Annotated in this window: 23 protein-coding genes and 2 pseudogenes; 17 read left to right on the top strand and 8 right to left on the bottom strand. The window is 69.7% G+C overall.

Annotated features, from left to right (window positions below; genetic code table 11):
• The first annotated feature begins 78 nt into the window (after nt 1-78).
• The 4 genes from pflB to AB0B14_RS27625 all read left to right on the top strand — a co-directional run bounded on the left by pflB (nt 79) and on the right by AB0B14_RS27625 (nt 5,190).
• Entirely contained in the window at nt 79-2,316 is a 2,238-nt protein-coding gene (gene pflB, locus AB0B14_RS27640; protein WP_357524950.1) for a formate C-acetyltransferase, read from the top strand.
• Nucleotides 2,316-3,065 (top strand): pyruvate formate-lyase-activating protein, encoded by a 750-nt coding sequence (gene pflA / locus AB0B14_RS27635; protein ID WP_357524948.1) that lies wholly within the window; start codon nt 2,316-2,318, stop codon nt 3,063-3,065. The genes pflB and pflA overlap by 1 nt, the downstream gene beginning before the upstream one ends.
• 117 nt (nt 3,066-3,182) lie before the next feature.
• Nucleotides 3,183-4,142 (top strand): nitroreductase, encoded by a 960-nt coding sequence (locus tag AB0B14_RS27630; RefSeq protein ID WP_357524946.1) that lies wholly within the window; start codon nt 3,183-3,185, stop codon nt 4,140-4,142.
• Nucleotides 4,143-4,227: 85 nt separating this feature from the next.
• Nucleotides 4,228-5,190, top strand: a complete 963-nt coding sequence (locus AB0B14_RS27625) for a nitroreductase (RefSeq protein WP_357524944.1) — start codon at nt 4,228-4,230, stop codon at nt 5,188-5,190.
• A 59-nt stretch (nt 5,191-5,249) separates the two neighbouring features.
• Here AB0B14_RS27625 and AB0B14_RS27620 read toward each other — a convergent pair whose 3' ends face one another.
• Nucleotides 5,250-6,197 (bottom strand): universal stress protein, encoded by a 948-nt coding sequence (locus AB0B14_RS27620; RefSeq protein ID WP_357524942.1) that lies wholly within the window; start codon nt 6,195-6,197, stop codon nt 5,250-5,252.
• A gap of 234 nt (nt 6,198-6,431) precedes the next feature.
• On the opposite strand from AB0B14_RS27620, the gene AB0B14_RS27615 reads away from it, so the two are divergent.
• The 4 genes and pseudogenes from AB0B14_RS27615 to AB0B14_RS27600 all read left to right on the top strand — a co-directional run.
• Complete coding sequence (locus AB0B14_RS27615) at nt 6,432-7,022, top strand: hypothetical protein (RefSeq protein WP_357077443.1); 591 nt, start codon at nt 6,432-6,434, stop codon at nt 7,020-7,022.
• 171 nt (nt 7,023-7,193) lie between these two features.
• Nucleotides 7,194-8,918, top strand: coding sequence for a GAF domain-containing sensor histidine kinase (locus tag AB0B14_RS27610; protein ID WP_357077446.1), 1,725 nt, complete (start codon nt 7,194-7,196; stop codon nt 8,916-8,918).
• A 504-nt stretch (nt 8,919-9,422) separates the two neighbouring features.
• Nucleotides 9,423-10,007 carry a DoxX family membrane protein gene (locus AB0B14_RS27605; RefSeq protein WP_357077449.1) on the top strand — a complete coding sequence of 195 codons (585 nt, stop codon included), beginning with the start codon at nt 9,423-9,425 and terminating at the stop codon, nt 10,005-10,007.
• Nucleotides 10,008-10,115: 108 nt separating this feature from the next.
• A pseudogene (locus AB0B14_RS27600) lies at nt 10,116-10,514 on the top strand (ATPase); the annotation flags it as partial.
• A 7-nt stretch (nt 10,515-10,521) separates the two neighbouring features.
• On the opposite strand, the gene AB0B14_RS27595 reads toward AB0B14_RS27600, so the two are convergent.
• The 3 genes from AB0B14_RS27595 to AB0B14_RS27585 all read right to left on the bottom strand — a co-directional run bounded on the left by AB0B14_RS27595 (nt 10,522) and on the right by AB0B14_RS27585 (nt 13,386).
• Nucleotides 10,522-11,160, bottom strand: coding sequence for a response regulator transcription factor (locus AB0B14_RS27595; protein WP_357077452.1), 639 nt, complete (start codon nt 11,158-11,160; stop codon nt 10,522-10,524).
• Nucleotides 11,161-11,468: 308 nt separating this feature from the next.
• Nucleotides 11,469-12,158 carry a CBS domain-containing protein gene (locus AB0B14_RS27590; RefSeq protein WP_357524940.1) on the bottom strand — a complete coding sequence of 230 codons (690 nt, stop codon included), beginning with the start codon at nt 12,156-12,158 and terminating at the stop codon, nt 11,469-11,471.
• Between the two features lie 187 nt (nt 12,159-12,345).
• The gene (locus AB0B14_RS27585) at nt 12,346-13,386 is read right to left on the bottom strand and encodes a zinc-dependent alcohol dehydrogenase family protein (protein WP_357524938.1); all 1,041 of its coding nucleotides are present in this window, start codon (nt 13,384-13,386) and stop codon (nt 12,346-12,348) included.
• A 150-nt stretch (nt 13,387-13,536) separates the two neighbouring features.
• On the opposite strand from AB0B14_RS27585, the gene AB0B14_RS27580 reads away from it, so the two are divergent.
• The 4 genes and pseudogenes from AB0B14_RS27580 (at nt 13,537) to AB0B14_RS27565 (ending at nt 15,761) form a co-directional block, all read left to right on the top strand.
• Complete coding sequence (locus AB0B14_RS27580; RefSeq protein ID WP_357077461.1) at nt 13,537-13,728, top strand: hypothetical protein; 192 nt, start codon at nt 13,537-13,539, stop codon at nt 13,726-13,728.
• Nucleotides 13,729-14,275: 547 nt separating this feature from the next.
• Entirely contained in the window at nt 14,276-14,749 is a 474-nt protein-coding gene (locus AB0B14_RS27575) for a hypothetical protein (protein ID WP_357524936.1), read from the top strand.
• 209 nt (nt 14,750-14,958) lie between these two features.
• Nucleotides 14,959-15,573: pseudogene (locus tag AB0B14_RS27570) on the top strand (DUF2254 family protein); the annotation flags it as partial.
• Nucleotides 15,570-15,761: a hypothetical protein gene (locus tag AB0B14_RS27565; RefSeq protein ID WP_357524934.1), complete on the top strand. Its 192-nt coding sequence runs from the start codon at nt 15,570-15,572 to the stop codon at nt 15,759-15,761. The pseudogene AB0B14_RS27570 and the gene AB0B14_RS27565, both read left to right, overlap by 4 nt.
• 290 nt (nt 15,762-16,051) lie before the next feature.
• Here AB0B14_RS27565 and AB0B14_RS27560 read toward each other — a convergent pair whose 3' ends face one another.
• Nucleotides 16,052-17,227, bottom strand: coding sequence for a metallophosphoesterase (locus AB0B14_RS27560; RefSeq protein WP_357524932.1), 1,176 nt, complete (start codon nt 17,225-17,227; stop codon nt 16,052-16,054).
• Between the two features lie 350 nt (nt 17,228-17,577).
• Here AB0B14_RS27560 and AB0B14_RS27555 point away from each other — a divergent pair, with 350 nt between their 5' ends.
• Complete coding sequence (locus tag AB0B14_RS27555) at nt 17,578-18,567, top strand: hypothetical protein (protein WP_357524931.1); 990 nt, start codon at nt 17,578-17,580, stop codon at nt 18,565-18,567.
• A gap of 445 nt (nt 18,568-19,012) precedes the next feature.
• Here the strand turns inward: AB0B14_RS27555 and AB0B14_RS27550 are convergent, their stop codons facing one another.
• The 3 genes from AB0B14_RS27550 to AB0B14_RS27540 all read right to left on the bottom strand — a co-directional run bounded on the left by AB0B14_RS27550 (nt 19,013) and on the right by AB0B14_RS27540 (nt 22,624).
• Entirely contained in the window at nt 19,013-20,272 is a 1,260-nt protein-coding gene (locus tag AB0B14_RS27550; RefSeq protein ID WP_357524930.1) for a tetratricopeptide repeat protein, read from the bottom strand.
• 343 nt (nt 20,273-20,615) lie between these two features.
• A complete protein-coding gene (locus tag AB0B14_RS27545) occupies nt 20,616-21,281 on the bottom strand; it encodes a response regulator transcription factor (RefSeq protein ID WP_357074687.1) in 666 nt (221 codons plus the stop codon).
• Nucleotides 21,278-22,624 (bottom strand): histidine kinase, encoded by a 1,347-nt coding sequence (locus AB0B14_RS27540; protein WP_357074684.1) that lies wholly within the window; start codon nt 22,622-22,624, stop codon nt 21,278-21,280. Before AB0B14_RS27540 ends, AB0B14_RS27545 begins: the two co-directional genes overlap by 4 nt.
• A 248-nt stretch (nt 22,625-22,872) precedes the next feature.
• On the opposite strand from AB0B14_RS27540, the gene AB0B14_RS27535 reads away from it, so the two are divergent.
• The 4 genes from AB0B14_RS27535 to AB0B14_RS27520 all read left to right on the top strand — a co-directional run bounded on the left by AB0B14_RS27535 (nt 22,873) and on the right by AB0B14_RS27520 (nt 26,390).
• Nucleotides 22,873-23,340, top strand: coding sequence for a hypothetical protein (locus AB0B14_RS27535; protein ID WP_357524929.1), 468 nt, complete (start codon nt 22,873-22,875; stop codon nt 23,338-23,340).
• Nucleotides 23,337-24,440, top strand: a complete 1,104-nt coding sequence (locus tag AB0B14_RS27530) for an HlyD family efflux transporter periplasmic adaptor subunit (protein ID WP_357074679.1) — start codon at nt 23,337-23,339, stop codon at nt 24,438-24,440. Before AB0B14_RS27535 ends, AB0B14_RS27530 begins: the two co-directional genes overlap by 4 nt.
• Nucleotides 24,441-24,522: 82 nt before the next feature.
• On the top strand, nt 24,523-25,209 hold the full coding sequence (locus AB0B14_RS27525; RefSeq protein ID WP_357524928.1) for an ABC transporter ATP-binding protein: 687 nt from the start codon (nt 24,523-24,525) through the stop codon (nt 25,207-25,209).
• Nucleotides 25,206-26,390: an ABC transporter permease gene (locus AB0B14_RS27520; protein ID WP_357074673.1), complete on the top strand. Its 1,185-nt coding sequence runs from the start codon at nt 25,206-25,208 to the stop codon at nt 26,388-26,390. Before AB0B14_RS27525 ends, AB0B14_RS27520 begins: the two co-directional genes overlap by 4 nt.
• Nucleotides 26,391-26,923 lie beyond the last annotated feature (533 nt).

The raw sequence follows: 26,923 nt of genomic DNA, 5'->3' as shown, positions 1-26,923 counted from the left end.
TCCCGACCCGTCCGGGACCTCTGGCCCTGAACCGCGAGTGGTCGCTCGGCAAGGCTGGGAGGAGACGAAGGAGGGGCAATGGCCACCACATCCCACGAAGCCTGGCGCGGGTTCCGCGGCACCGGCTGGCGCGAGACGATCGACGTCGCCGGGTTCATCCACGACAACATCGAGCCGTACTCCGGTGGGTCGGAGTTCCTGACCGGGCCGACGCGCCGCACCGAGCGGATCTGGCAGCAGCTGCAGCGCATGTTCGTCGAGGAGAGCCGCCGCGGGGTCTACGACGTGGACGCCCACACCCCGTCCACGATCACCTCGCACGAGCCGGGCTACCTCGACCAGGGCCACGAGCTCATCGTGGGCCTGCAGACCAGCGCACCGCTGCGCCGCGCGATCATGCCCAACGGCGGGCTGCGGATGGTGGAGGCCGGTCTCCAGGCGTACGGCTTCACCCTCGACCCGGCCGTGCGGACGATCTTCAGCCGATACCGCAAGACGCACAACGACGGCGTCTTCGACGCCTACCCGGCCGGCGTGTTGGCCGCCCGCCGCTCGCACATCATCACCGGATTGCCGGACGCGTACGGCCGGGGCCGGATCATCGGCGACTACCGGCGCGTCGCGCTGTACGGGGTGGACCGCCTGATCGCCGAGCGCCAGGCGGTCAAGGCATCGCTCGACGGTCAGCTGTCGTCGGAGGACGTGATCCGCGACCGTGAGGAGCTTGCCGAGCAGATTAGGGCGCTGGAGGAGCTGCGATTCATGGCCAGTCGGTACGGTTGCGACATCTCCGGCCCGGCGAGCACCGGCCGCGAGGCGATCCAGTGGTTGTACTTCGCCTACCTGGCGGCCACCAAGGAGCAGAACGGCGCGGCGATGTCGCTGGGCCGGACCGCCACGTTCGTCGACGTCTACCTGCAGCGCGACATCGAAGAGGGCCGGCTCACCGAGCAGGAGGCGCAGGAGCTGGTCGACGACTTCGTCATCAAGCTGCGGATCATCCGGTTCCTGCGCACGCCCGAGTACGACCAGTTGTTCTCCGGCGATCCGACCTGGGTGACCGAGGCGCTCGGGGGGATCGACTGCGACGGCCGCCCACTGGTCACCCGCACGAGCTTCCGCTACCTGCAGACCCTGTACAACCTGGGCCCGGCCCCGGAGCCGAACCTGACCGTGTTGTGGTCGCCGGCGCTGCCCGAGGGGTTCAAGCGGTTCTGCGCCCAGGTCTCCATCGACACGAGCGCCATCCAGTACGAGAACGACGACCTGATCCGGCCCGCGTACAGCGACGACACCGCCATCGCCTGCTGCGTGTCGGCCATGCGGGTGGGTAAGGACATGCAGTTCTTCGGCGCCCGCGCCAACCTCGCCAAGGCCCTGTTGTACGCGATCAACGGCGGCCGCGACGAGATGACCGGCGAGCGGGTCTTCGTCGCCGAACCGATCGTCGACGACGTGCTCGACTACGACGAGGTCCTGGCCGCGTACGACCGGACGCTGGACTGGCTGGCCGAGACCTACGTCGACGCGCTCAACGTCATCCACTACATGCACGACAAGTACGCCTACGAGCGCATCGAGATGGCCCTGCACGACTACCCCGTGCACCGTTTCCTCGCCACCGGCATCGCCGGCCTGTCGGTCGCCGTGGACAGCCTGAGCGCCATCAAGCACGCCCACGTCAAGGTGCTGCGCGACGACACCGGTCTGGCCGTCGACTATGCCGTGGACGGGGACTTCCCCGCCTTCGGCAACAACGACGACCGCGCGGACGCGATCGCCGTCGACCTGGTCGAACGATTCATGGCGAAGATCCGACGGCAACCCACCTACCGGGGTGCCGAGCCTTCGCTCTCGGTTCTCACGATCACCTCGAACGTGGTCTACGGCACGCACACCGGCAACACGCCCGACGGGCGGCGCGCCGGTGAGCCGTTCGCGCCGGGCGCGAACCCGATGAACGGCCGCGACACGCACGGCATGGTCGCCGCCGCGTTGTCAGTCGCCAAGCTGCCGTACCGCTGCGCGCGCGACGGGATCTCGCTGACGATCACCGTTACCCCGGACGGCCTCGGCCACGCCCGCGACGAACGGATCACCAACCTCGCCGGAGTGCTCGACGGCTACACCGACGGCGGCGGTTTCCACATGAACGTCAACGTGCTGAACCGGGCGACGCTCGAGGACGCCATGGCCCACCCGGAGAGGTACCCGCAGCTGACCATCCGGGTATCCGGGTACGCGGTGAACTTCGTCAAGCTCACTGCCGAGCAGCAGCGCGACGTCATCTCCCGGACCTTCCACGGATCGCTGTGATGGCCGTCGTCGTCACGCCGGTGACCGGCTCGCTCCACTCCTTCGACATCTCCACCGGAGTGGACGGGCCGGGCACCCGGTTCGTCGCGTTCCTGGCCGGTTGCCCGCTGCGCTGCCTCTACTGCCACAGCCCCGACACCCAGTACCGCCGTTTCGGCCGACCTACCTCGGTCGACGACCTGCTCACCGAGATCCGCCGCTACGAACGTTTCCTGAAGGTCGCCCACGGCGGCGTCACCCTCAGCGGCGGCGAACCACTGCAACAGCCCGCCTTCAGCCGCGAGGTGCTGCGCCACTGCAAGGAGATGCGGCTGCACACCGCCCTGGACACCAGCGGGCTGCTGGGCGACCGCGCCGACGACGCCCTGCTCGACGCCACCGACCTGGTCCTGCTCGACATCAAGTCCGGCGACCCGGCCACGTACCGGAGGGTGACCCGCACCGGGCGGCTGACGCCGACCGTGCGGTTCGCGCACCGCCTGGCCGACCGTGGTATGCCGATCTGGGTTCGTTTCGTCCTCGTGCCCGGTCTCACCGACGACCCGTGCAACGTCGACGCCGTCGCGTCCATCGCGGCCAGCGTGCCCACCGTCGAACGCGTCGAGGTGCTGCCCTTCCACCGGCTGGGTGCTCAGAAGTACGCCGCCCTCGGCCTGCCGTTTCCGCTGGCGGACACGCCGCCGCCGGACGAGGCGCTGCTGCATCGGGTCCGTGCCCAGTTCCACGATCACGGGCTGACGGTGTACTGACCGCCACTGGCGTGGAGCCCGGCGGGTACCGGCCGGCCGCTGGAACGGGACCTTCGGCCCTGAACGGCCGGGGCGGGCAAACAGCAAGGTGGTGGTGACGGATACGGAGGTTTTCCCATGACACCGCTCGAGCAGGCCGCCCGCGCCGCACAGCACGCACCGTCGGTCTTCAACACCCAGCCCTGGAACTGGCGGATCAGCGGCGAGACGATGGAGCTGTTCGCCGAGGCGGACCGCCGCGTCGACAGCATCGACCCCGACGGCCGGCTGTTGCTGCTCAGCTGCGGCGCCGCCCTGCATCATGCCCGCATCTACCTGGCCGCGGCCGGCTGGTCCGTGACTGTCGAACGCCTGCCCGACCCGGCACGGCCCGATCTGCTAGCCCGGATCGACCTCGGCCGGCCGGTGCCACCAGATCCCGAGGCGGTACGCATGGCCGCCGCCATCCCCCACCGCCGCACCGATCGGCGAGCCTTCGACGACCGACCGGTGGCCGACATCGAGTTGACCAAGCTGCGCCGCTTCGTCGAGGCGGAGGGCGCCTACCTACACACGGTGCGGCCCGACCAGGTGGCCATGCTCGCCGTCTCGGCCGAGATCGCCGCCGCCGTCGAGCTGGCCGACCCTGCCTACCGCGCCGACCTGCACCGCTGGACGAACCGGCCGGAGAATGCCGGCGACGGAGTGCCACCAACCACCGCGGTCAAGCCGGAGCTGCGGCGCGTACCCGTCCGCGATTTCTTCCCCGACGCCGCGGCGAAGCTCACCGCCGGCGCTGTCCACGACCAGGGTGCGGCCTACGTCGTCCTCTTCGGCAACGGCGACGAGCGCGTCAACCTGCTCCGCGGCGGTGAGGCGCTGTCCGCGCTGCTGCTGCTGGCCACCGCCGACGGCCTGGCCACCGCTCCGCTGAGCGACGCCGTCGAGCCTGAGTGGCCCCGCCATCTGCTGCGCCGCCTGGTCTCCCACATCGGAGAGCCGTACCTGGCGGTCCGGCTCGGCTACCGGCCCGACCGCGCACCCGTCCCCGCCGCACCGCGTCGCGATCCTCGCGACGTCATCACCACCGTGGAGTAGGCCACGACGTACCCCTGACGGTGGCAACCGAAGCAGCTTGCCCGGTTGTCGTCGTCCCCCTCGACCAGCGCGAAGGAGACCCGCTGTGAACGGTTACCGCGACGCGGACCTGCAAGCGGCGGCGGAGGCCGGCATCCGCGCGCCGTCGATGCACAACAGCCAGCCGTGGCTGTTCCGACTGCGTGACGGCGCCATCGAGGTCGTCGCCGACCCGGCACGGCAGCTCGCCGTCGCGGACCGGTCCGGCTGGGCGATCCGCCTGGCATGCGGCGCCGCCACCTACAACGCCCGCCTCGCCCTCGCCATGCGCAGCCGGCCCGCCGAGGTGCACCCGCGCCCCCGCTCCGCCGAATCCGCCGTGATCACCCGGCTCATCCCCGGCCCGGCAAGGCCACCGACCTACGCCGAGCAGGACCTGTACGCCGCCATCGGCCGCCGGCACAGCAATCGGACGCCGTTCTGGCCCGAACCGGTGCCGGCTGACGTTCGCATCCGCCTCATCGACGCCGCGCGCAGCGAATCCGCGTGGCTCGACCTGCTGGTCGGCATGACCGCCCTGGCCGGCTTCGCGGAGATCGCCGGCAGCGCCGACCGGGTGCTGCGCCGCGACGCCCGCTACCAGGCCGAGCTGATCAGCTGGATCCACGCCGACGACGCGCCCGACGGCGTTCCGGTGGGTGCCGGCGCACCCCTGCCCGAACCGCAGGACCTGCTGCCACAACGGCCCTTCGGCAACCGGTGCCGCGCACCCGTCCGTGCGCACGATCCCGAACCGCTGATCGGCGTCCTCGGGGTGGCCGGCGACTGGCCGGTGGACCAGATCAACGCCGGCCAAGCCCTGCAGAAGGTTCTGCTGACCGCAACCGACGCCGGCCTGGCCACCTCGATGATCTCGCAACCGATCGAGGTACCGGCTGCCCGTGACCAGCTGCGGCGCTCCCTCGGCCGGACCGGATACCCGCAGCTCGCCCTGCGCATCGGCTACGGCACGCCCGGACGACCCACCCCGCGGCGGGACGTCGCCGACGTCGTCGTCAGTGAAAGCTGATAGACCGGCGGAGGCGCCCGAACGACACCGTTCCCAGGACCGTTGGACCTGATCATGGCCTACGTGTCGATGGCATGAAGCACGCTGCGGACATGCGCCCGCGACGACGTGGCGACCGTGTCCGCGGCAGGGACCATGCGTGGGATCAGTACAGTCGGGCTCGTCCTGCGCACACCCGCCCGGTCCTCCCGCGCGCTGCAGAGGAGCTCGGCGAAGCTGCCGCTCAGCCCGATTCCCGCCACCATGAGGCGACCGCGCCGCAGGGCGCGTCCGACGGTGTACTCCATCTCGGAGTCACTGACGACCAGGCGTTCGACAACCACATCGGGAAAGCGTGCCGTCCAGCTGACCAACGCCTCGGCCAGCGCCTTTTCCGCAGCCGCCCGTTCCTCGACGTACGCTCCGGGGCGAACAGCGGGCGGAATCCCCTCTGCGGCGCCGGGCCTCGTCCACATGTGCATCGCCACCAGTGGTGCGTCCACCAGGGCGGCCCGCGCGAAGGCATATCCGAGTGTGGCGTCGCCCTCCGGCCGGGCCGAGACCGCCACCACGACCGGTCCCTGGGACGGCGCGGGTCCGCGGTAGATCATCAGCGGACAAGCGCTGTGGTGTGCCAGGTACGCGGTCGTCGAGCCCCACGTCGGCCGCGCACACGACTCATCTCGGTGCCCGAGCACGAGCAGGCGGGCGGACCGGGATGCCTCGGTCAGCAAGGTGGCGGCACCGCCGTCGAACAGGTAGCTCGTGACCGGCACGTCTGCCCGCAGCAACCGTGCGCGGCGCGCCGACAGGTCGAGCAGCCGTTGCGCGTCAGCGCGTGACGCCACAGCCCCACGTCCGCGATAGGCGCCGGTGTACCGGCCGGGCCAGACGTGCACGATGAGCAGCGGGGCTCGATACAGGGCCGCTTCGGCGGCCGCGAGATCAACCAAGACCGGTCCGATGCGCGAGCCGTTCACCGCGACCACGACCGGTGGGTTCCGAGGATTCGACACGTCGCTACGCATAGCCGCAAGGTAGGCCCCCGGCAGCCGCCGGGGGCACGGTCTCCGGACACCATCGGCCGGGCTGTTGGTCCCGGTCGGCCGCCGGCTATGTCGCGCTTCACCCTCGATGAGTACGCCGCCCGGTCGCACAGCAGGACGGGACCTTCGTCCCGTTCAGGTCAGGCACATGGCCTCGGGATGCGCGCCCTGAGATGGCGCAGTCTCAAGGTGCGGACATCAATGAAGGAGGGCACCATGACAACCATCGGCCGGGGCACCGCCACCCGCCTGGAGCACCTCGAAGCCCCCGGCGCCATGCTCACCACGACCGCCGCCCGGGCGCTGGCCGTGCTGCGCATCTCCACGGGCTTCGTCTTCCTGTGGGCGTTCCTCGACAAGACGTTCGGGTGGGGCTTCGCCACCACCTCGGAGCGGGCCTGGATCAACGGCGGCTCGCCCACCAAGGGCTTCCTGGCCGGCGTCGAGGTCGGCCCCGGCTGGTTGCAGAGCTTCTTCCACGGCATCGCTGGCGATCCGTGGGCCAACTGGGCCTTCATGCTCGGCCTACTCGCCATCGGCCTCGCCTTCATGTTGGGCATCGGCATGCGCCTCGCTGCCGGCGCCGGCGCGCTCATGATGCTGCTCATGTGGGCCGCCGAGTGGCCGCTCGACAAGACCACCAGCGGTGGCGAACCCAGCGGGTCGACCAACCCGATCGTCGACTACCACATCATCTACGGCCTCGCCGGCATCGTCCTGGCGCTGACCTACGCCGGCCAGACCTGGGGCCTGGGCAGATGGTGGGCCTCCCTGCCCATCGTTCAGAAGAATCGCTGGCTCATCTGACACCACGCACAGTCATCGACGGGACACCATCGTCCGGCCGCAGGTCCACGGCCCGGCGATGGTGTCCCGCAGAGCAGCCCAGGACTTGACCCACTACCCGCCCCTTGCGTCTGGACCAGGCATCTGCCGCCGTCAAGCCGTAACCCCATGGTCCGCGCTAGTCTCAGCGTCATGGTGGACCATCCATCGGCGGACGACCGGATCGAACGGCCGTCGCTCGGGCTCAGCCCGCTCTCCCGTGTCCGGCTTGACGAACTCCTGCAGGAGATGCTCGACCGGGTCGGCGAGGTGATGGCGAGCCGGGAGCGTCTGCGATCGCTACTCGACGCGGTCGTGGGCATCGGCACAGATCTGGACCTGCGCAGCACCCTGCAACGCATCGTGGGGGCAGCGTGCGCGCTCGCCGGCGCCCGTTACGGCGCGCTCGGCGTACTCGGCGCCGATCGCACCGACCTGAGCGATTTCATCACCCACGGCATCGACCCGGCCGCGCACGCCAATATCGGCGACCTGCCACACGGCCGCGGGATCCTCGGCCTGCTGATCACCGACCCGCGCCCGGTGCGGCTGCCCGACATCATCAAACACCCCGACTCGTACGGCTTCCCACCGCACCACCCACCGATGCACAGCTTCCTCGGCGTGCCGGTTCGTACCCGCGACCAGATCTTCGGCAACCTCTACCTCGCCGAGAAACAGGGCGCCGACGAGTTCGGCCAGGACGACGAGGAGATCGTCGTCGCACTGGCCGCGGCAGCCGGAGTCGCCATCGACAACGCCCGGCTCTACGAACTGGCTCAGCGCCGCGAACGCTGGCTCGCCGCCACGGCTGAGATCACCAGCGTGCTCCTCGGCACCGTCCAGCGCACCGAGGCGCTGCGGCTGATCGCCCGGCGGGCCCGTGAGGTGTCCGGCAGCGAACTCGTCCTGGTCATGCTGTACGACGAGATCAACGCCAGATACTCGATCGAGGTGGCCGACGGCGCCGATCCTTCGTACGGCGAACTCGCCGGCAAGCTCGTTCCCGTGGAGCCGGCTGCCGCAGCAGCGTTCGGGAAGGAGAAGTTCCGAGCCGTCGAAAACCTTCGTGCCGCCATCGAGTGGCCGTGGCCGGTGCCGGACGGTCCGGCAATGGCCGTCCCGCTCGCCGGCCCGGACACCCTGCACGGCGTGCTCATCGTGGCTCAGCCACCCGGGCAATCATCCGGCGACGAAGACGCCGCACAGCTGTCGACCTTTGCCGGGCAGGCGGCCCTGGCCCTCGAACGGGTCCGGGCTCAGGAGGAACGTCAGCAGCTCGTGTTACTTGAGGACCGGGAGCGCATTGCCCGGGACCTGCATGACGTGGTCATTCAGCGGCTGTTCGCCACCGGCATGCAGCTGCAGGGCGCTGTGCACCAGGCCGGAAGACCGGAGGTAGCCAAGCGCATCAACGCCGCCGTCGACGACCTCGACGCCACCATCCGTGACATCCGCCGCTCGATCTTCGAACTACGGACCCCTACCGGCCCGTCCCTGCGCGCCGAATTGAACGAGGCGGTGGCCACGGCAGCCGAGACGCTTGGTTTCCGACCGGTCCTGGACACCTCCGGACCGGTGGACAGCGCCATTCCCGACGACATCAAGCCCGAACTGATCGCCGTACTTCGGGAGGCCCTGTCGAACATCGCCCGGCACGCCGAAGCCACAAATGCCCGGGTTTCGCTGCGGGCCGCCGACGGCGAAGTCGTCATGTGCGTCGAGGACGACGGCAAAGGCTTCGACCCGGCCCTCGCCCGTGGCGGTGTCGTCAACATGGGTGAACGCGCACAAGATCTGGGCGGCAGCTTCGAAATCGGCGCCGCACGCGAAGGTACCGGGACAACATTGACCTGGCGGGTCCCGACCGGCGGCTGAGAACGGTCACCCCATCCTGGGCGACCTGCCCGACACGGCCGTCATCGTCCTCGTCACGATCAACACGCTGGTCGGTGTGCTGCGGAAGATCCGAGCCGATGCCCGCGATCGCCGCCCTCGATCAGCTCGTCGCACCCACGGCGCGCATTGTGCCGGACGCCATCACGTGACCCCTCCGGCCGCTTCGGGCGCCCCGCGTCCAAGGCTCGGCGGGCGTCCCTTCCAGCCCGACAGGACCGGGAGCCTTCCTGCGGGCAGTGGCCTACGAATAGTGGCCTCACGTGCGATGACCCAGCGATCCGAGCGAGGGCATTGGTGAACCGCATGCTCGTGGACGATCCGCTCGACGAGCACGGCCTGCGGGCCACAGCTGCCGAGACACACCATCGCACCTCGGCCGAGCGGTCAGGACTTTGGTCCCGTACGAGTCGGGTGCTTCGACCCGGGCGGCGAAGTGTCGATCGGAGCAGAGTCAGGGGCGGAAGAAACGATTGAGGAGGAACGATGAACACCATCGACCGGAGCCGTACGGCGCACCTCGAACACGTCGAGGCGCCCGGGGCCATGCTCACCAAGACCGCCGCCCGGGCCCTCGCCGTGCTGCGAGTCTCCACCGGGTTCGTCTTCCTGTGGGCGTTCTTGGACAAGACCTTCGGCTTCGGCTACGCGACGCCTGCGGCGAAGTCGTGGATCAACGGCGGGTCACCGACCAAGGGTTTCCTGGCCAATGTCGAGGTGGGACCGTTGCAGGGCTTCTTCCACAGCATCGCCGGCGACGCCTGGGCCAACTGGGCGTTCATGCTCGGCCTGCTCGGTATCGGCCTCGCGCTCATCCTCGGCATCGGTATGCGCCTGGCCGCGGCGGCGGCCGGCGTCATGATGGCCATGATGTGGGCAGCCGAATGGCCGCTCGCCCAGCACACCAGCGCGGGCAAGCCGAGCGGTTCCACCAACCCGGTCACCGACTACCACGTCGTCTACGCGATCGGCGCCATCGTGCTCGCTCTGACCTACGCCGGGCACACCTGGGGCCTGGGCCGGCAGTGGGCCAAGCTGCCCTTCGTGCAGAAGAACCGCTGGCTGATCTGACCGAAGCGATCGACAATGCCCGGCCGGTGCACCGGTCGGGCATTGTCGTGCCCAAAGCACCAGCAGTCCCTGCATCGCTTCACTCTTATCGGCGCAAGCTGGTGTCGCGATCGCCAAAAGATCGTGGCCCTCGTCGTGATTCAGAGGCTGTTCGCCACCGGGCTGCAGGTGCAGAGCAGCCCGCCGCTGATCGCCCGACCCGGAGGTCGGCTCTCGGATCATCGCCGCAGTCGACGAACTCGATTCCACGATCAGGGACATCCGGCGTGCCATCTTCGAACTGCGGACCCCGATGGCTGCGGACCTGTGGACCGAGATCAGCGACGCCGTAGACACCGCTGCCAGGTTGCCCACCGTTGACGACATTGGGATTGGCACGGGCCCGACGCGGCCATTGGCGGCCTGGTGAACCTGCGTGAGCGCGCCTTGAGGCTGAGTAGCGAAGGCGCTGTGGAACCAGCCGATCCGCGCGGCATGCGGCTGCGCTGGGAGCAATCCGCTGGGTGACTGAGGTTCAGGAGCGCTGGCCGAGCAACCGGGTGGCCAGTACGGCGGCCTGGGTACGCCGTTCCAGCCCAAGCTTCGCCAGCAGGCTCGACATGTAGTTCTTGACCGTCTTCTCGGCGAGAGACATCCTCCCGGCGATTTCACGGTTGGTCAGCCCTTCCGCGACGTACTCCAGGATCCGGCGCTCCTGCTCGGTCAACGTCTCCAGCTCGCGCGGCTGCTCGACGCCGTTGCGGATGCGTTCCAGCACCCGCTGGGTCACCGCTGGGTCGAGCAGCGACTGTCCCGCCGCCACGCGGCGGACCGCGTCGACGAGGTCGGTGCCGCGAATCTGCTTGAGCACGTACCCGTCTGCGCCCGCCATGATCGCCGCGAACAGCGCCTCGTCGTCTTCGTAGGAGGTGAGAATCAAACCCCGGATCGACGAGTCGACGGCACGGACGTCCCGACACACGTCGATTCCACTGCCGTCGGGCAGCCGTGCGTCGAGGATCGCCACGTCCGGCCGCAATGCTGGTATGCGCGCCGTGGCCTCCCGGGCCAACCCTGACTCGCCCACCACTTCGATGTCACCAGCGGCGTGTAGCAGGTCGGCCAGGCCACGTCGGACGACCTCGTGGTCGTCGAGGAGGAAAACACGGATCATCTCCCCTGTCTACCTGGTGCGGCACCGGCCGAGACAGGGTCGAAGGTCCCGTTACCCGCGATCGGACAGGAGCTCGGGCCCGGCCGTTCGGGACGTTCGGCTCTGCCAATTCGGCCTGGCCCCAGCCACGGCGCGAAAGAGAGCTCGCACCAGGTCCTGGCGTGGCTGATGACCAACTCCGCGACTCGCAGGAGGCACCGCGATGATCAGCCGCCAGGTGCGTCAACAGGCCGGCTCGCGTCGGGCCGTCGGTGCGGCCAGTCCACGGGCAGGTCAGCGAGCGTCGTGCAAGGTCTTGCCTCGTTGCCTCAGGCCACGCCATAGACGAGCCCGGGGGCAACCGTGTAGCGGTCGTCGACGTCGAATTCGACTTCGTCGAACACCTCGACGACTCCAGCGACCTGGTGCGTCAGCCGGACAGCCGTGTCGGCCGTCGTCCAACGCTCGACACGTCCGGTCAGCGTCACGGCACCCTGGGCCACCGCAACCGTTACGTTGTTGGCCGCTTCGGCCAGCAACGGGGTGAGGACACCGGTGTGCACGTCCTGTTGGATCTCGTCGTCCGGCCGCAGATACACCTTGAGTAGGTCACCGCGGGAGACGATGCCGACAAGCCGGCCCAGGTCGTTGACGACCGGGAGGCGCTTGACCTGCTCGGCGTCCATCAGCCGCGCTGCGGCGGCGAGCGGTGTGCCGACGAGGGCAACGACCGGCGGGCTGCTCATCAGCTCGGCGGCGGTTCCGGCCCGTGCCTTCGCTCGCGCCCCGCGCCGGCGTCGGCCGTCGAACAGCCGGGGGGTTTCCACGCCCGCGTACTCGATCTTTCGCAGCAGGTCCGCCTCGGACACGACCCCGGTTACCCGCTGGAAGTCGTCCACGACGGGCACCGCGCTGAACCGGCAGCCGACCAGCAGATCGACCAGGCTTCGATAGGAGGTGGTCTGTTGCACTGACACGACCGCCTCGGTCATCACATCGTCCACTTTCCAGGCCTTCATCACAGCCCTCCCTCTCTCCTCACCACCGACGCTACGAGTGCCGGGATGCCCTGGTCAGGGCCGATCGACCCCTCCCGACGGGCCAACCGGTGCAGCGCGTGGTGATCACCACTGACACTGGGATCTGGCTGGCTGGCGGTGTGCAGGCAAGAAGGTTGCCCGTCAGCGCCGGCTGGCAGCGACATCCTCATCGCGAGAGCACCACCTTGAGCGCGCCGGTGCGCGCCGGGTCGGCGAAGACGTCGTACGCCTCGGCGACATCGCCCAGCTCGAACCGGTGGGTGACCAGGTGGCCGACATCGAGTTGGCCGGCGACGAGCATGTCGAGCAGCTGCGGCGTGGAGTACGTGTCCACCAGGCCCGTGGTGATCGTGACGTCGCGGCTCCACAGGTCTTCCAGGTGCAGAGTCGCTGGCTTGCCGTGCACACCGACGTTGGCGATGTGGCCGCCGGGCCGGACGAGCGTGGTGCAAAGCTCGAAGGTTTGCGGGGTGCCGACCGCCTCGATGACGACGTCCGCGCCGAGGCCTCCGGTCAGAGCCTGGACGATGCCGAGCGGGTCGTCGGTGCCGACCAGGATGGTGTCGTCCGCGCCGATTGTCTTGGCCGCCTGCAAACGGCTCTCGGCCTTGTCGATCATCACGATGCGCGCCGGCGAGTAGAGCCTCGCCGTCAGCACGGCGGCGAGCCCGATCGGGCCCGCGCCCACCACCACGACGGTGTCGCCGGGACGAACGTCGCCGTTGAGCACGCCGACCTCGTACGACGTGGGCAGGATGTCGGCGAGCAGCACCGCCGTTTCGTCGGTCACCTGCTCCGGCAGCTTGTACGTGGACAGGTCCGCGAACGGGATCCGGGCATACTCGGCTTGCACCCCGTCTACCAGATGACCAAGGATCCAGCCGCCACCACCCAGGCACTGACCGTAGGTGCCCTGCCGACAGTAACGGCAGATCCCGCACGCGGAAATGCAGGACGCGAGCACTCGGTCGCCCTTGGCCAGTCCGCTGATACCGCTGCCGGTCTCGACAACCGTGCCGACCGCCTCGTGGCCGAGCACTCGACCGACGGCGACCTCCGGCACGTCGCCGCCGAGGATGTGCAGGTCGGTGCCGCAGATGGTGACCGCGTCGACCCTGATGATCGCGTCCCGGGGTTCCTGGATCGTCGGGTCCGGGATCACGGTCCACGACCGCGAACCGGGGCCGCCGTACACAAGTCCCTTCATGGCGTCTCTCCTCTTCCCGATGGGCTACGCCTCCACGGTCTTCCCGTCAGAGTCCGCTCACCGGGGACCTCCGGCCCTGTCGAGCGGGCCCGAAGCGGGACTACCAACGCGGCAACGAACATGCCGCGAGGGAGTGAGGGCGAGGGACAAATGTCCATCTACTCGCGGATCTTCGCTAGGTGGCCGGCAACTACAGGCTATGACATTTCCGGCGGGGTCGAGGTGCACGGCGCGATCCTCGATGAGCAGCTCGCCGACCTTCGCCTGGACGGCCCGGCCGACGCGGGCGAGATCTGGCGTGGTCAGCTGATCGGTAAAGGGGCAACGATGAGGGACCGCTGACCGGCACCGTAGAAGACGGGCGCCATCGGCGAAACCGGCGCCGACCCGCGCATGGTGACCGACCAACAGGTCCCCACGACCTCGCCACGCATGTGACCTTGTCCGCAGTGGGTCCGATCGGCGAGGTGGCTGACACCCCGGCGTCTACCGACGTTCCAACAAGTGTGGCGACACAAATCGACTTGTGTCGGCACCGTCGGACACACCCGCGCCGCGGCGTCCCATATTCCCCACGACTCTCCGGCCCATCACCGATCGACTCCGCGTCCCCGCGACAAGGACGATTCGGACGGGTTGTACGGAGGTGCCAGTCAGCCCGGAGGGTCCCTCGCTGAAGTCGTCGGCCGCTGATCAAGGAGACGCCTGCCCAGGTCACACCGGCAAGCGCTTACATCGACGGGAACATCTCGGACCCCGCCGGTCAAGACCTGCCCTTCGTCCGGGCCTTCCGCGACGGCTTCGGCACCCGCGAGCTGGATCGACGACCTCAGGTCCTTCACCCATGATCGGCCGGGTGTGGCCGCGATGTGGTAGGCGAGTGGTCGCTATGCACCTGGTACGCGATGATCATCGGAATGGTGGTGAGGTCACCCTGGCCGATCTGCCGTTGGGTCCTTGGGCGGGCGTGTCCGTTCAGATGTGGACGACGAAGACGGGGCAGGTGTGGCACGCCGACCCGGAGTGCACTCGCGTCAAGGTCCGTGGCAGGGAGATGGTTCACCGTCAGCCTGAGTCTGGTGGTCTCGACCAGCTGTCGCTTCCGGACGGGCTGCATTGCAACCCTCCGGGAGCGCTGGCGACCTACCTGCGGGCTGCGGACAAACTGCTGAGGTACGGGGCAGACACTCAAGCGGCCGAGGCTCGCCTGGCTGACGGCGATCTCGACTTCGGACTGTTAGGCGATGACCCGCACTATTTCTGGAGCGCCGCCGATGAGGTGCTGATCTCGGGCGAACTGGCCGCCTACTGGGAGGCGGCACGGCGACGTCGGGAGCGCCTCGTCGAGAAGGTACGACAATAAGCCGGTCCGACGACGCAGCGTGCGCGCCGCACATCGCGTCGGCCTCGGCGGACTTACCTCCTGCGCGAACGTTTTGATCATCGCCTGCAACACATCAGGCGACGCGCCCGCGATCTGCTCGCACAGCAGCTCAACAGGGTTCGCGACGTTCATGTTCGCCATGGTGGTGCTGGCCGCGCTACCGGACCAGGCGAACCAGGGGCTGCCCCGAGCTGTCCCTGGCGGTGGCGATAGCGCTCGTCCTGGTCAGCAGCGCCACCTTCATCTACTACCTGCACCACATCACCACGGCGATGCGGGTGTCGCACATCATCGGCTCCATCGGCGCGCAGACCCGACGATCGATAGCCGGCCTTCCTTCGCCCGACGACCCCCAGGTCGTTGTCCTCGGTGCGGTGATACAGACCGTGCCGGCCTCAGAACCCGGCATGGTCAGCAACGTCGGTCTCCCCCTGCTCGCGCGGCTGGCCCGCGAGCACGACTGCGCCATCACCGTCGTGCCCACACCGGGTGACTTCGTCGTCGCGGGAGCACCGCTGCTGCACATCCCCCGGGCCGCCGACGCCACGCCTCGCCCGGTGCCAGTCGAGGCGGCCGAACAGGGCGTGACCATCGGCGTGGAACGCACCCCGGGCCAGGACCTCGGTTTCGGCTTCCGCCAGCTCGCCGACATCGCCGAACGCGCGCTGTCCCCCGACATCAACGACGTCACCACCGCCGCACGCGCCGTGCAGGAGGCACACGACCTCCTGCGCCGGCTCGCCACCCGCCCGACCCGACCCACATCGTCCGCGACGACGACGGCACTGTCCGCGCTCGGATGAGAAGCATCTCGTACGACACCATCCTGGCGACGATCATCGACGACAGTCGACTCGTCTCCCGCCAGCAGCCCCGCGTCCAGCGCCTACTGGACTCCGTCGTCCACGACGTGGCCGCCGTCGCGCTTCCCGTCCACCACGCCGCGATCCGGCGTCGGCTACCAACGCCGGCCGCTGACAACCTGCCCTGACACCCTTCAATTGACGTCGTTTCCCAGTTCACGTCCCGGGTCGGCACCCAACCGGCGGAACAGGACGGGATCGCCCTCGCGACCAACGCCTCACGACGGAGACTCTGTCGGTGAGTGCCATCCCGCCGCTGCGCCGCTCGCGATGGATCCACCCCATCGTCTCCGGCAAGAACTGTTCGTCGACCTCATGGGTGCATGCGGGTGGATCCCTAAGCCCGGGTAGCCAGCGGAGTTGACCGGGGAATCCCGGTCACGTTCAGATGAGGCGGTAGGTGTTGGCCCGGTCGGGGCTACCTCGCTCGGAGGGTGAGCAGGGTGATCTCGCTCGGCGCGAAGATCCGGAATGGCGGACCCCAGAAACCGGTCCCCCGGCTCGTGTAGAGCTGGGTCTGGCCATGCCGGCTGAGGCCCTGCACGACCGGCTGGTCGAGCCGGACCAGGTAGTGGAACGGCCACATCTGGCCGCCGTGGGTGTGCCCGGACAGTTGCAGATCCACGCCGGCCGCGACCGCGTCGTCGATCTGCTTGGGCTGGTGCGCCAGCAGCAGCACGGGCAGCCGCGGGTCGGTGCCGGCCAGCGCCGCGGCGTGGTCGGCGCGGTGACCGGCGACGCCGGACGAGGCGGCGGTCACGTCGTCCACCCCGGCGACGACGAGCCGGGCGCCGCCCCGCTCCACCACAAGGTGCCGGTTGTGCAGCGGCTCCCAGCCGAGGGTCCGCATGTGCTCGACCCAGCCCTCCGCCTCCCCGTAGTACTCGTGGTTGCCCGTCACGTACACCCGGGCCAGCCCGGCCCGGACGGCGCCCAGCGGCGCGGCCTGCGCCCGGCGCTGGTCGACCGTACCGTCGGCGATGTCGCCGGTGTGGCAGACGATGTCGGCAGCCAACCCGTTGACCACCTCGGTGCTCCGCGCCGACCAGCGGGCACGGTCGATCGGTCCGTAGTGGGTATCCGTCAACAGCACCACCCGGACCCCGTCGAGACCCGCACCCAGCCGATCCACGGTGACGTCCACCCGCCGGACCCGGGGCACTCGCATCGCCTCGGCGTACCCCCAGACGGCCAGGACGACCGAGACGACCGCCGCACCGACCGCCACAGCCCGCGACCGCACCGGATCGGCGACCCCCGCGGCGGCCAGCGGGAGCCGGGCCACGTTGCCGAGCAGCGCCCAGACGAACAGGATCCAGACCAGGCCAAGCAGGGTGTCCCCCGCGCGGGCCGCCGCGTCCAGCCGCCGGCGGCCGTGCCCGAGATACATCAGAACGGGGAACGCGACCAGCGCGACGACGAACACGCTCGTGCCGGCAGCCACCACCGGCGCCGGCCACCGCGCCGCCACCGTCAACGTCCACCACGGCAGCCCGAACAGCAACGCCAGGAGCGCGACCAGCGTCGCCCCGGACACCAGCGGTCGCAGCGACCCTCGCGCCGGCCGCACCTGTACCGCATCGCCAGCAGCCATCGTCGTCCTCCGTTCGGGTCTGTGCAGCATGACACGGTCCGAGCCGGATCGACCATTGCCCCACCGCCGATGACACTCAGCGCCACTCTGAAGCTCGCGCACGTCTAGCTGTGCTGGTCCACTCTTCGACGGAGCCGAAGAGTGGACCAGCCTGAAAGGCCCTCATGACATCGCTCGTGGGATCGGCGTCTCAGACGGCGGACCCGCAGCACACTTCCGCCCGCTCACCTGCAACGCCCTACATCAATCGACAGCAATTCGGCAGGGTGGCGTTAGGCAACTCGAGACGCCGGCCTGTGCCAGCCATCCCGGAGCTTAGGACCTGTACGTGGGCCATAAGATCCACGTCTATGGTCCGCACCACACCTCCGCGTCCTCTGGACATCGCGGCACTCTTCCCTGAACTGCGGGAACATTCCATCACCGCTACCCGCCTGCATCCCCGACCCGGCGCTCCCACGGTTACGGCCAGTTCGGTCGGCGGACCGCTGCTCTGGCCGGCCGGCGAGGAATGGCCGGTCTGCGACGACGCCGGGGCGCACGAGCCATGGAACCTGACGACCCCGGCCGCCCTGCACCGCAGGCGGGAGATCCTCGCGACCGCAGAAGCTCGGGAGCCGCTGCCGGGCGGAGACTTCTTGACTGCGGAGGAGCGGGCCGAGCTCGATGCGGCCGACGCTCTGGACCTGGACGACCTGATCGAGGATCCCATCCCGTTGGTTCCAGTCGCGCAGTTGTACCGACGAGATATCCCGGACTACGCCGGTCCTGACGGCACCGACCTGCTCCAGGTGCTGTGGTGCCCGGTGGACCACTCGGACCGGCACTACAGCCCTCGCGTCTTCCTCTACTGGCGCGACAGTTCCGCCATTGGCCCGCTACTCGAAGCACCTCCCGAACCGCCGGTGATCAGCGACACGTACCTGCCGCTTCCGTGCGTGGTGCACCCCGAGCAGGTCCGCGAGTACCAATACGCCGCCCTGCTCCCCGACGACCTACGCGAGCGGCTCGACGAGTGGGATGACGACGAAGACCAGAGCCGTCCCCACTATCAGAGCGACTTGTCGCTCGCGCCGGGATGGAAGGTCGGCGGGTACGCGAACTGGTCACTGACCGATCCGTACCCGATGGACTGTGCTGCCTGCGGCACCACGATGACCTTGATTCTCACGGTCGGCTCAAGCGACTGGAACGGCATGCATTGCAGCTGGCGCCCATCCGAGGAGAACCCGACCGCGTCCCCAGACACCGTCGGCGTGCAGATCGGGCGCGGCTACTCGCTGTACACCTTCCGCTGCCCCGAATCAATCGATCATCCCCCGGCCACCGCTATGCAGTGACGGGGCCTCCCTCCATGACGTGCCGACAAGCTGGCCGCCCGCTACCAAGCCACCATCCAACTCGCGGCCATCGACGAATAGCTATGACGGACTACAACACCTGCCCTAGACCTGGGCACCGTTCTAGTGCAGGTCGCCGTCGAGCCACTAGTCGAACGGCTCGGTCGCCGACCAGCGCGGCGACGGCGGCGAGGACGACTGCGGCAGCGTGGCGCGTGATGCGTGGAAGACGGGCGGAGATTCGGGTTACCCGCATAAGGGCCTCCTCGGCACTGGGCGGACGGCAGCCGTCTCTGACGATCGTTGCCATCGAAGGGCGCATTTGTGAAGGGGCGAGGAGGCAGCCACGAAGCTTTGAACTGCGGGCGGCTGGCATGCGGGCACGAACCGGGTCGACTCCACGCAGCCTCGCCGACGGCCTTTTCCGGGCACGCGCGGTACGCCATCAGCTCTCGAACGACATGGCGCCCAGCTCCCAGCGGCGCAGGTCGACCGGAGACTGCTTGGCCCGCATCGCCGCGATGTTCTCCCGGAGGTAACGCAGATGCAGGGAGAATGCCTGTGGGTTCGCCCCGCCCCAACGGTCGAAGACCTCCTCGGCCTCGGCGTTGTACTGGAACGCCTCAGTGCGACGGTCCAACTGCCAGAGGTATCCGCTGAGATTCGCCAGTACGGCGGCCAGGTCGAGTTCGAACGCGACCATGTTGGCCCGGACGAGGTTACGGAAGATCCCTACCGACTCCTCGGCAGCCGTCACTGCGGCACTCAGCTGCCCCAACTCGGCGTGGCGCAGGCTGACCGTGTTCAGGGTGAGCGCCAGTTCGGGCCGGTACACCGACGGCTCGTCGTGGCTGAGCTGGCGCCAGATCCGCTCCGCGTGACGGACCGTCGCCAGCGCCTCCGCGCTGCGGCCCCGGTGCGCCTCGATCACCGCCAGGTTGGTGAGCGCCCCGGCCAGGCCCCGCTCACCCCGGGCCGACCGGGAACCACCGGTGAACAACTCGACCGCCCGTCGACCCGCCACCTCGGCTTTCTCGTGGGACCCAACGTTCGACAATCGGAGAGCGAGATTGTCCAGCGCCTCCGCGAGTGCCCACCGGAACGACCCGGCACCGTCGCCCCAGGCCTGTGCGAGCGGAGTGAGCAGCTCCACGGCCCGCTCCGCACTGGCCAGCGCCGCAGGGTAACGGTTCACGGCGGCGAGTCGGTGAGCCCGCAGATGCGGGGCCAGGGCGAGCAGCGCGAACGATTCCGGCGAGGCGGCGGTAGTCACCGCGGCCTCGCCGGCCGCGACGGCAAGGTCGGTCTGCTCCAATGCCGCTTCGCGGTCCCCGGCATTGGCCAACCGGCACCCGTAAGCGATGTGCAGGCGGGTCCGCTCAGCCGGGTCGGGGTTTCGGACGAGGCGGTCAGCCGCGAGGCGGTCAGCCGCGAGGCGGGCCACCACCTCGCGTGCCACGTTGTCGAAGTCGACGTGACGTCGGGGAGGCAGGAAGGGTTCGATCCGTGCCAGAAGCTCGACGTCCACATCCGGAAGGTCGATGATCTTCGCGAGCACCGCCCCGCCGGCGGCGGTGGCGAGCGCCGGGTCGTCACATAGGGCCGGCAGGAGCACCGCGGCGGCCACACGCGCCCAGCCGTCCGCCACCTCGGCGAGCACCGTGAGCGCGCCAGCCCGGACCCGAGCCGCCTGCGCGGTGGGCATGCCCGCACCGCGCAGCAGCGCGCGAACGACGCCGACCGCCCACGCCTTCGGAGCGTACGACGACCATCCGTGACCGGGAAGCGCCAACGCCAGGTATGCCTCCCCGAGGACGACCGGAGGCCGGCTGCGACCTCGGCATCGGGCGGCGCCAGTCTGACACGCGGAGCAGTCGCGGAATAACGAACTATCGACGTATCGAATTAGCTCAGTGCCTCCGCGTTCCGCGGCTCGGCGCTGAGCGGCACCGCCCTCGGTTCACTCGTGCCGCGGGCGCGCGCCCGGCTGGACACCCCTGAGGCGCCCACCCGGTTCTCCTAAGGACTGGACACCAATACCGTTTCGCCTACCGATCGTTGTCGACTACCACCAGGCCGCACTCGTAGCCGAGAATGACCGCCTGCACCCGATCCCGCAGCCCCAGCTTCGCCAGGATCCGGCCGAGGTGGGTCTTGATCGTGCTCTCGGAGACGAAGAGCGCCGCCGCGATTTCCGCGTTCGAAAGCCCTCGCGCGACCAGGGTCAGCACCTCGCGCTCGCGCTCGGTCAGCGCCGCCAGCCGCGCGTTCGTGTCGGGCCGGGGCGGGGTCCTGCCGAGGTAGTGCGCGAAGAGGCGGCGGGTGACGGTGGGCGCGGCCACCGCCTCGCCGGCGGCCACCACTCGTACGGCGGAGATCAGGTCGGCGGCGAGCGCGTCCTTGAGCAGGAAGCCGCTGGCTCCGGCGCGGAGCCCGGCGAGCACGTACTCGTCCAGGTCGAAGGTGGTCAGGATGATCACACGGGCCGGGTGCCCACCGAGGCGGATGCGGCGGGTCGCCTCGATGCCGTTCAGGCCGGGCATCCGTACGTCCATCAGGACTACGTCGGGCCGGCTGCGGGCCACCACGGTCAACGCCTGCGACCCATCGGCGGCCTCCCCGACCACCTCGATGTCGCCGGTCTCCTCAAGCACCAGCCGGAACCCGGTGCGCACCAGTGTCTGATCGTCGACCAGCACGACTCGTATGCTCATCGCTGCACCGATGTGATCGTGCGGGCTTGCAGCGGCAGCGTCGCGCGGAGCCGGAATCCGCCGCCCCCGGCCGCGCCGGTTTCCAGTTCGCCCCCCAGCATGGCGACGCGCTCGGCGATGCCGCGCAACCCGTTGCCGCGTCCGTCCGCCCCGTCCGTCAAGCCCGTGCCGTCGTCGGTCACCTCCATCCGGAGGTGACCGGGCTCGAATGCCAGCCGCAGCACCGCGCCGGCGCCCGGGCCCGCGTGCTTCAGCGTGTTCGTCAAGGCCTCCTGCGTGATCCGGTAGGCGGACAGGTCGACCGCTGGGGGCACCGCGGCGGGCACTCCGTCGACGTACATGTCGATCCGCATCCCGGTGGACCGCAGCTGATCGATCAGCTCGGGCAGCGCGCCGAGGCCCGGCAGCGGAGTCAGCCGCGCGTCGCCGGCCGAATCGGTGCGCCCGGCGGCGAGCAGTCGGCGCATCTCAGCCAGGGAGGCCCGTCCTGTTGTGATCACGTGCTGCAGCGCGGTGGCGGCGCGGTCCGGATGCCGATTGAGCGCGGCGGACGCACCCTGCGCCTGCACCACCATCACCGAAATCCCGTGCGCCACCACGTCGTGCAGCTCCCGGGTGATCCGGGCGCGCTCAGCCGCGACCGCCAGCGCCGCCCGCTGCCGCTCCTCCCGGGCCAGGTCGGCAGTACGCTGCTCGACCGCGGCCAGGTGCGCGCGCCGGCTGCGCATCGCGTCACCAACGGCGAACGCGGCGACCAGCAGCAGCCACAGCTCCGTGACCGACTGGCCGACATTGACCAGTCTGTCGACCGAGAACACCGACGGCGGTGCCAGCACTCGCTTGACCCCGTCGTTGGCCAACGCCCCCTCGACCTGCCTCTGCGCGACCTGCTCCTGGGTAACCTGCTGGACCCTCGCGAACTCCTGCTGTTCGGCATGGATGCGGCCGCTCAGCATCGCCGCGTAGGTCAGCAGCATGGTGATGGCCAGCACGGCGAGCGAGATCCGCCGGTTTCGGCCCATCGCGGCCACGGTGTACAGGACCAGCGGAAGTGCCAGATCGAGCAGCTGGAACTTGGCGTCGCTGAACAGATGGCCGAACACCCCGGCCCCGGTGAGGACCAGTGCCACCGGAGGATGTTGTTGCCTGATCAGCAGGCCGAGAACGATCAGCCCGGCGAACATCCACCACAGGTGGTCCGCGGGGAGAGCGTTCTTCTTCACGTACTCCCCGGCGGCATCCGCGATCGTCCTGGACACGAGCCCGGGCCCCAAGGTCAGCACGATCAGCACCAGCGCCAGCGCGGCGTCGGTCAGGAAGTGGCGCGGCACGAACCGGAGCACCCTCCCATGGTAGGGACGCAGGGCGGCGGCAGCGTCCGACTCAGGTGCTACGTCCGCGGTACCGGCGGCGGCCAAAGGACCGACTCCGGTCCGACGAGGTGAATCACCACGGCAGGCACCGTGAAGCCATGACCAGAACAACGTCCAGAGTTTTTCTAGCCGCCCTGCTCGCCGTCGGGGCCGGGGTTGTCGGATGCGACCGCGGCGATTCTGCCTCCGGGGCGCCAACTCCGTCGGCGTCTGCCTCGGTGAGCCGCCAGCAACTGCTCGCCCTCGGCCAGGAGTGGGTCAAGTGCATGCGCGATCACGGTCTGCCCCGAATGCCGGACGCCGACCTCGGCTCGGAGGGATACCTCGAGTTCCCACCCCAGGGCGGGTACGACTGGAAGAGCGACCTGCGCAACCATCCAGCGGCCATCGAGGCGTGCAAGTCGATCGAGGACCGGTATCCCCCGACGGCGTTCCGCCCCAAGGCACAACTCTCCGCCGCGGACGTGCGCAAGCTCGGCGAGTACGCCAGGTGCATCCGCGAACACGGCGTCCCCGAGTTCCCCGACCCGAACGCGGCCGGCGAATTCGACCTCACCGGGACCCCGCTGGCCAACGGACTCCCGCCCCAACAGATGAACGCAGCAGCACAGGCGTGCAGGCAGATCTGGAACGGTGAGGTCCGCATCCACGACAACGGCGGCGGCGCGACCGGAGGCAAGAAGTGAGCCGCCGGCGCCGGACCGCAACGGTGCTCGCGGTCGCGGTGGCCGCGCCGCTCGCCGCCGGCGTGGCCTACGCCGCCCGCCCCCGTGGGGACGCCCCCGACCCACCCGCCGCCACGGTGGCCATCGGAACCGCCAAGGTCACCCAAGGCACGCTCACCGAACGCATCCAGGTCGGCGGTGTCCTCGGTTACCTGGGCTCCTACACCGTCGACCATCGGGGCATGCCAGGTGTGCTGACCGCAGGGCCCGAATCGGGCGCCACGTTCGGCCGCGGCGCCGTCCTCTATCGGGTCGCCGACACACCGGTCCGCCTCCTGCTGGGCAGCGTTCCTGCGTACCGCGACTTCCGGTACGGGATGAGCGACGGCCCCGACGTGCGCCAACTGGAGCGCAACCTCGTCGACATGGGCTTCGACCCTGACCACCGGATCACGGTGGACCGGCACTTCAGCGCCGCCACGGCCACGGCTATCCGGCGCTGGGAGGCGTCCTGGGGGCGGCCGGCCCACCAGCGCACCGGACGGCTCACCCAGGCCCAGATCGTCTTCCTGCCCGCCCCGCTGCGCGTCACCCAGCTACAGATCCGGGTCGGCGGCACCGTCGGGCCCGGGACGACGGTGCTCACCGGGACGTCGACGGACCGGGCGGTGACGGCACAGCTGGACACCGCGCAGCGCAGCACAGTACACACCGGCGACCCTGTCGAGGTCGGCCTACCGGACGCCGAACCGATTCCCGGGCGGGTCACCGGCGTCGGCGAGATCGCGACGGCGCCCCCCGGAGACTCCGGCAACGGCCCACAGCAGCCGGCGAACCCGGACACGGCGACGGTCTCCCTCACCATCGCGGTCCGCCTGCCCCGCGGCAACAACCTGGAGCAGGCACCGGTGACCGTCGACATCGTCACCGGCACCCGCCCCAATGTCCTGCTGGTCCCGATCGCCGCACTGCTCGCGCGACCGGGCGGCGGCTACCAAGTGCATCTGGCCGGCGGCACCGCAACACAGGTGGAACCGGGCAGCTTCGACGAGAGCACCGGCCAGGTGGAAATCGTCCACGGCCTCACCGCCGACCAGACCGTGGAGGTGCCCTCGTCATGACCGACGACACCGAGCGGCACCCATCCGCCGTGCGCAACCACCTCACCAGCGGGGACCAGGCGTGGCAGAAGGAGGCACAGCCATGACCGCCGTCCTGGAGTTGATCAACGCGCGCAAGGTCTACCCCGGCACACCGCCGGTCGAATCGCTGCGCGGCGCCACCCTCACCGTGCACAGCGGCGAGCTGGTCGCCGTTGCCGGCCCGTCCGGCTCCGGCAAGACCACGCTGCTCAACCTGGCCGCCGGCCTGGACCGCCCGTCCGGCGGCTCGGTACGCATCGCCGGCCACCCGGTCGAAAAGCTGCGCGACGCGCAGCTCTCCGGCGTGCGTGCGCACCTCCTCGGGATTGTCTTTCAACAGTTCTTCCTGTTGGAGCGGCTGACTGCGGCAGAGAACGTGGCAACGGGCCTGCTCTACCGCGGTGTGCCGGCCGCCGAACGCCGGCGGGCCGCCCGCACCGCCTGCGAGCGGGTCGGGCTGGCCCACCGCGCCGATTTCCCTGCCGCACATCTGTCCGGCGGCGAGCGGCAGCGGGTAGCGATCGCCCGCGCGCTGGTCGGCCGCCCTGCCGTGGTGCTCGCCGACGAACCTACCGGCAATCTCGACTCCGTCACCGGCGACGAGATCGTCGAACTGCTACGCGAACTCAACGACGACGGTGTCACCATCGTGGTGATCACGCACGACGAGCGGGTCGCCGCGGCGATGCGGCGCCGCATCCAGTTGCGGGACGGACTGGTGGTCGCAGACACCGGGGCTGCGTCGTGAGGTCCCGCCTGCGCGCCGCCGATCTGCTGCCGGTGAGCACCGTGGGCCTGCGGTCGCGGCCCGGCCGGGCGGCGCTGTCCATCCTCGGGGTGGCGATCGGGATCGCGGCCATGGTCGCCGTGCTCGGCGTCACCCGGTCCAGCCAGTCCGACGTGATCGCCCGCATCGATCGGGTCGGCACCAACCTGCTCACCGTGGGCAGCGGCAAGACCATCCGCGGGGAGGAGGCCCAGTTGCCGGTGACCGCGGGCACGGCGGTGGCGCGTACCGACGGGGTGCTCACCTCGGCGGCGACCGCAATGCTCGACGTGCGGATCTACCGCAACGACCGGATGCCCGCCGGGCGGACCGGCGGACTGTCGGTGCGGGCCGCCGACCCGGCACTGCTCGCCACCCTGGACGGCACCCTGGTAGACGGACGCTTCCTGGATGTGGCGACGGCCCGTTATCCGGCGGTGGTGCTCGGCCACTACGCCGCCACGTCGCTGGGCATCCGCCGCGTCACCGGGAACCCGCAGGTCTACCTCGGCCACCGCTGGTACACGGTGGTGGGCATCATGGCGCCGGTCGAGCTGGCGCCAGAACTGGACGCTTCGGCGCTGATTGGCGCGCCGGTGGCGGCCGACCAATTCGGGTACGACGGCAAACCGACCCGGATCTTCGTGCGGGCACAGACCGAACGCACCGACGAGGTGGCCGGCCTGCTCGGACGGGCGGCCAACCCGGCCCACCCCGAGGAGGTCGCCGTGAGCCGGCCCTCGGAAGCGCTCACCGCCCGGCTCGCGGTCACCGGCGGAGCCACCGTACTGCTGCTGGGCCTCGGCGTGGTGGCTCTGCTGGTCGGCGGCATCGGCATCGCCAACGTGCTGGTGATCTCGGTCCTGGAACGGCGCGGCGAGATCGGGCTGCGCCGGGCGCTGGGTGCCACCCGCCGGCACATCGCGGCGCAATTCCTGGTCGAGTCGCTGCTGCTGGGCGCGGGCGGCGGCGCGGCGGGGGTCATACTGGGCGCCACGATCACGTACGTGATGGCCATCGTCCGCGGCTGGCAGACGCTCGTGCCGGCTGCCGCGATCGGCACGGGTCTGGCCGCTGCCCTTCTTATCGGAGGGCTGGCGGGGGTCTATCCGGCTCTGCGGGCCGCCCGCCTCTCCCCGTCCACGGCACTGCGAACGACGTGAGTGCGGGCGCCCTGGCCGGATGGGACAACACGACGCTGCCCGGACCGCACATGACGCCCGTGGTGCGAGTCAACTCGCTGCCCAACTGATCGTGACGAACTGTAACGCTGGCGGGAGATGGGTAGGCCACGGATTCTCTCCCTACCGCCGGCCTACAGTCCCCGCGCGTGGCGCACCGGGCCCTGAGTGACCACAGTGGCGTCGGCTACTGCGCGAACTGGCGACGCCGACGGTGACACCCAGGTGTTCTCCGCCGGTGCAGGCTTTCCGAGGAGAACCTGCACCGGCGGACGAATCTGATTCAACCCCGTACCGATGAAGGCACCGTGGTTATCCAACGCCGTGGCCAAGGCGCAGCGACTTCTCACTGCCGTCTTACAGAGATTGAAAGGCTGGCGTCTCTCGACGTGTGTGCGTGATCTGCGTCGATGGTTTGGCTAGGTCGGGGTGATGAGGTATCCGGCTGGTGGTGGCATGAACGCGGCAGCCCGGGTCCGGCGTGAGAAGGTCCGGGTCCAGGCCGCGACGATGTT

Origin of the sequence: Micromonospora sp. NPDC049171 (assembly GCF_040648275.1) — a bacterium.
GTDB lineage: Bacteria > Actinomycetota > Actinomycetes > Mycobacteriales > Micromonosporaceae > Micromonospora.
This window is presented reverse-complemented; position numbering and strand designations above follow the sequence as displayed.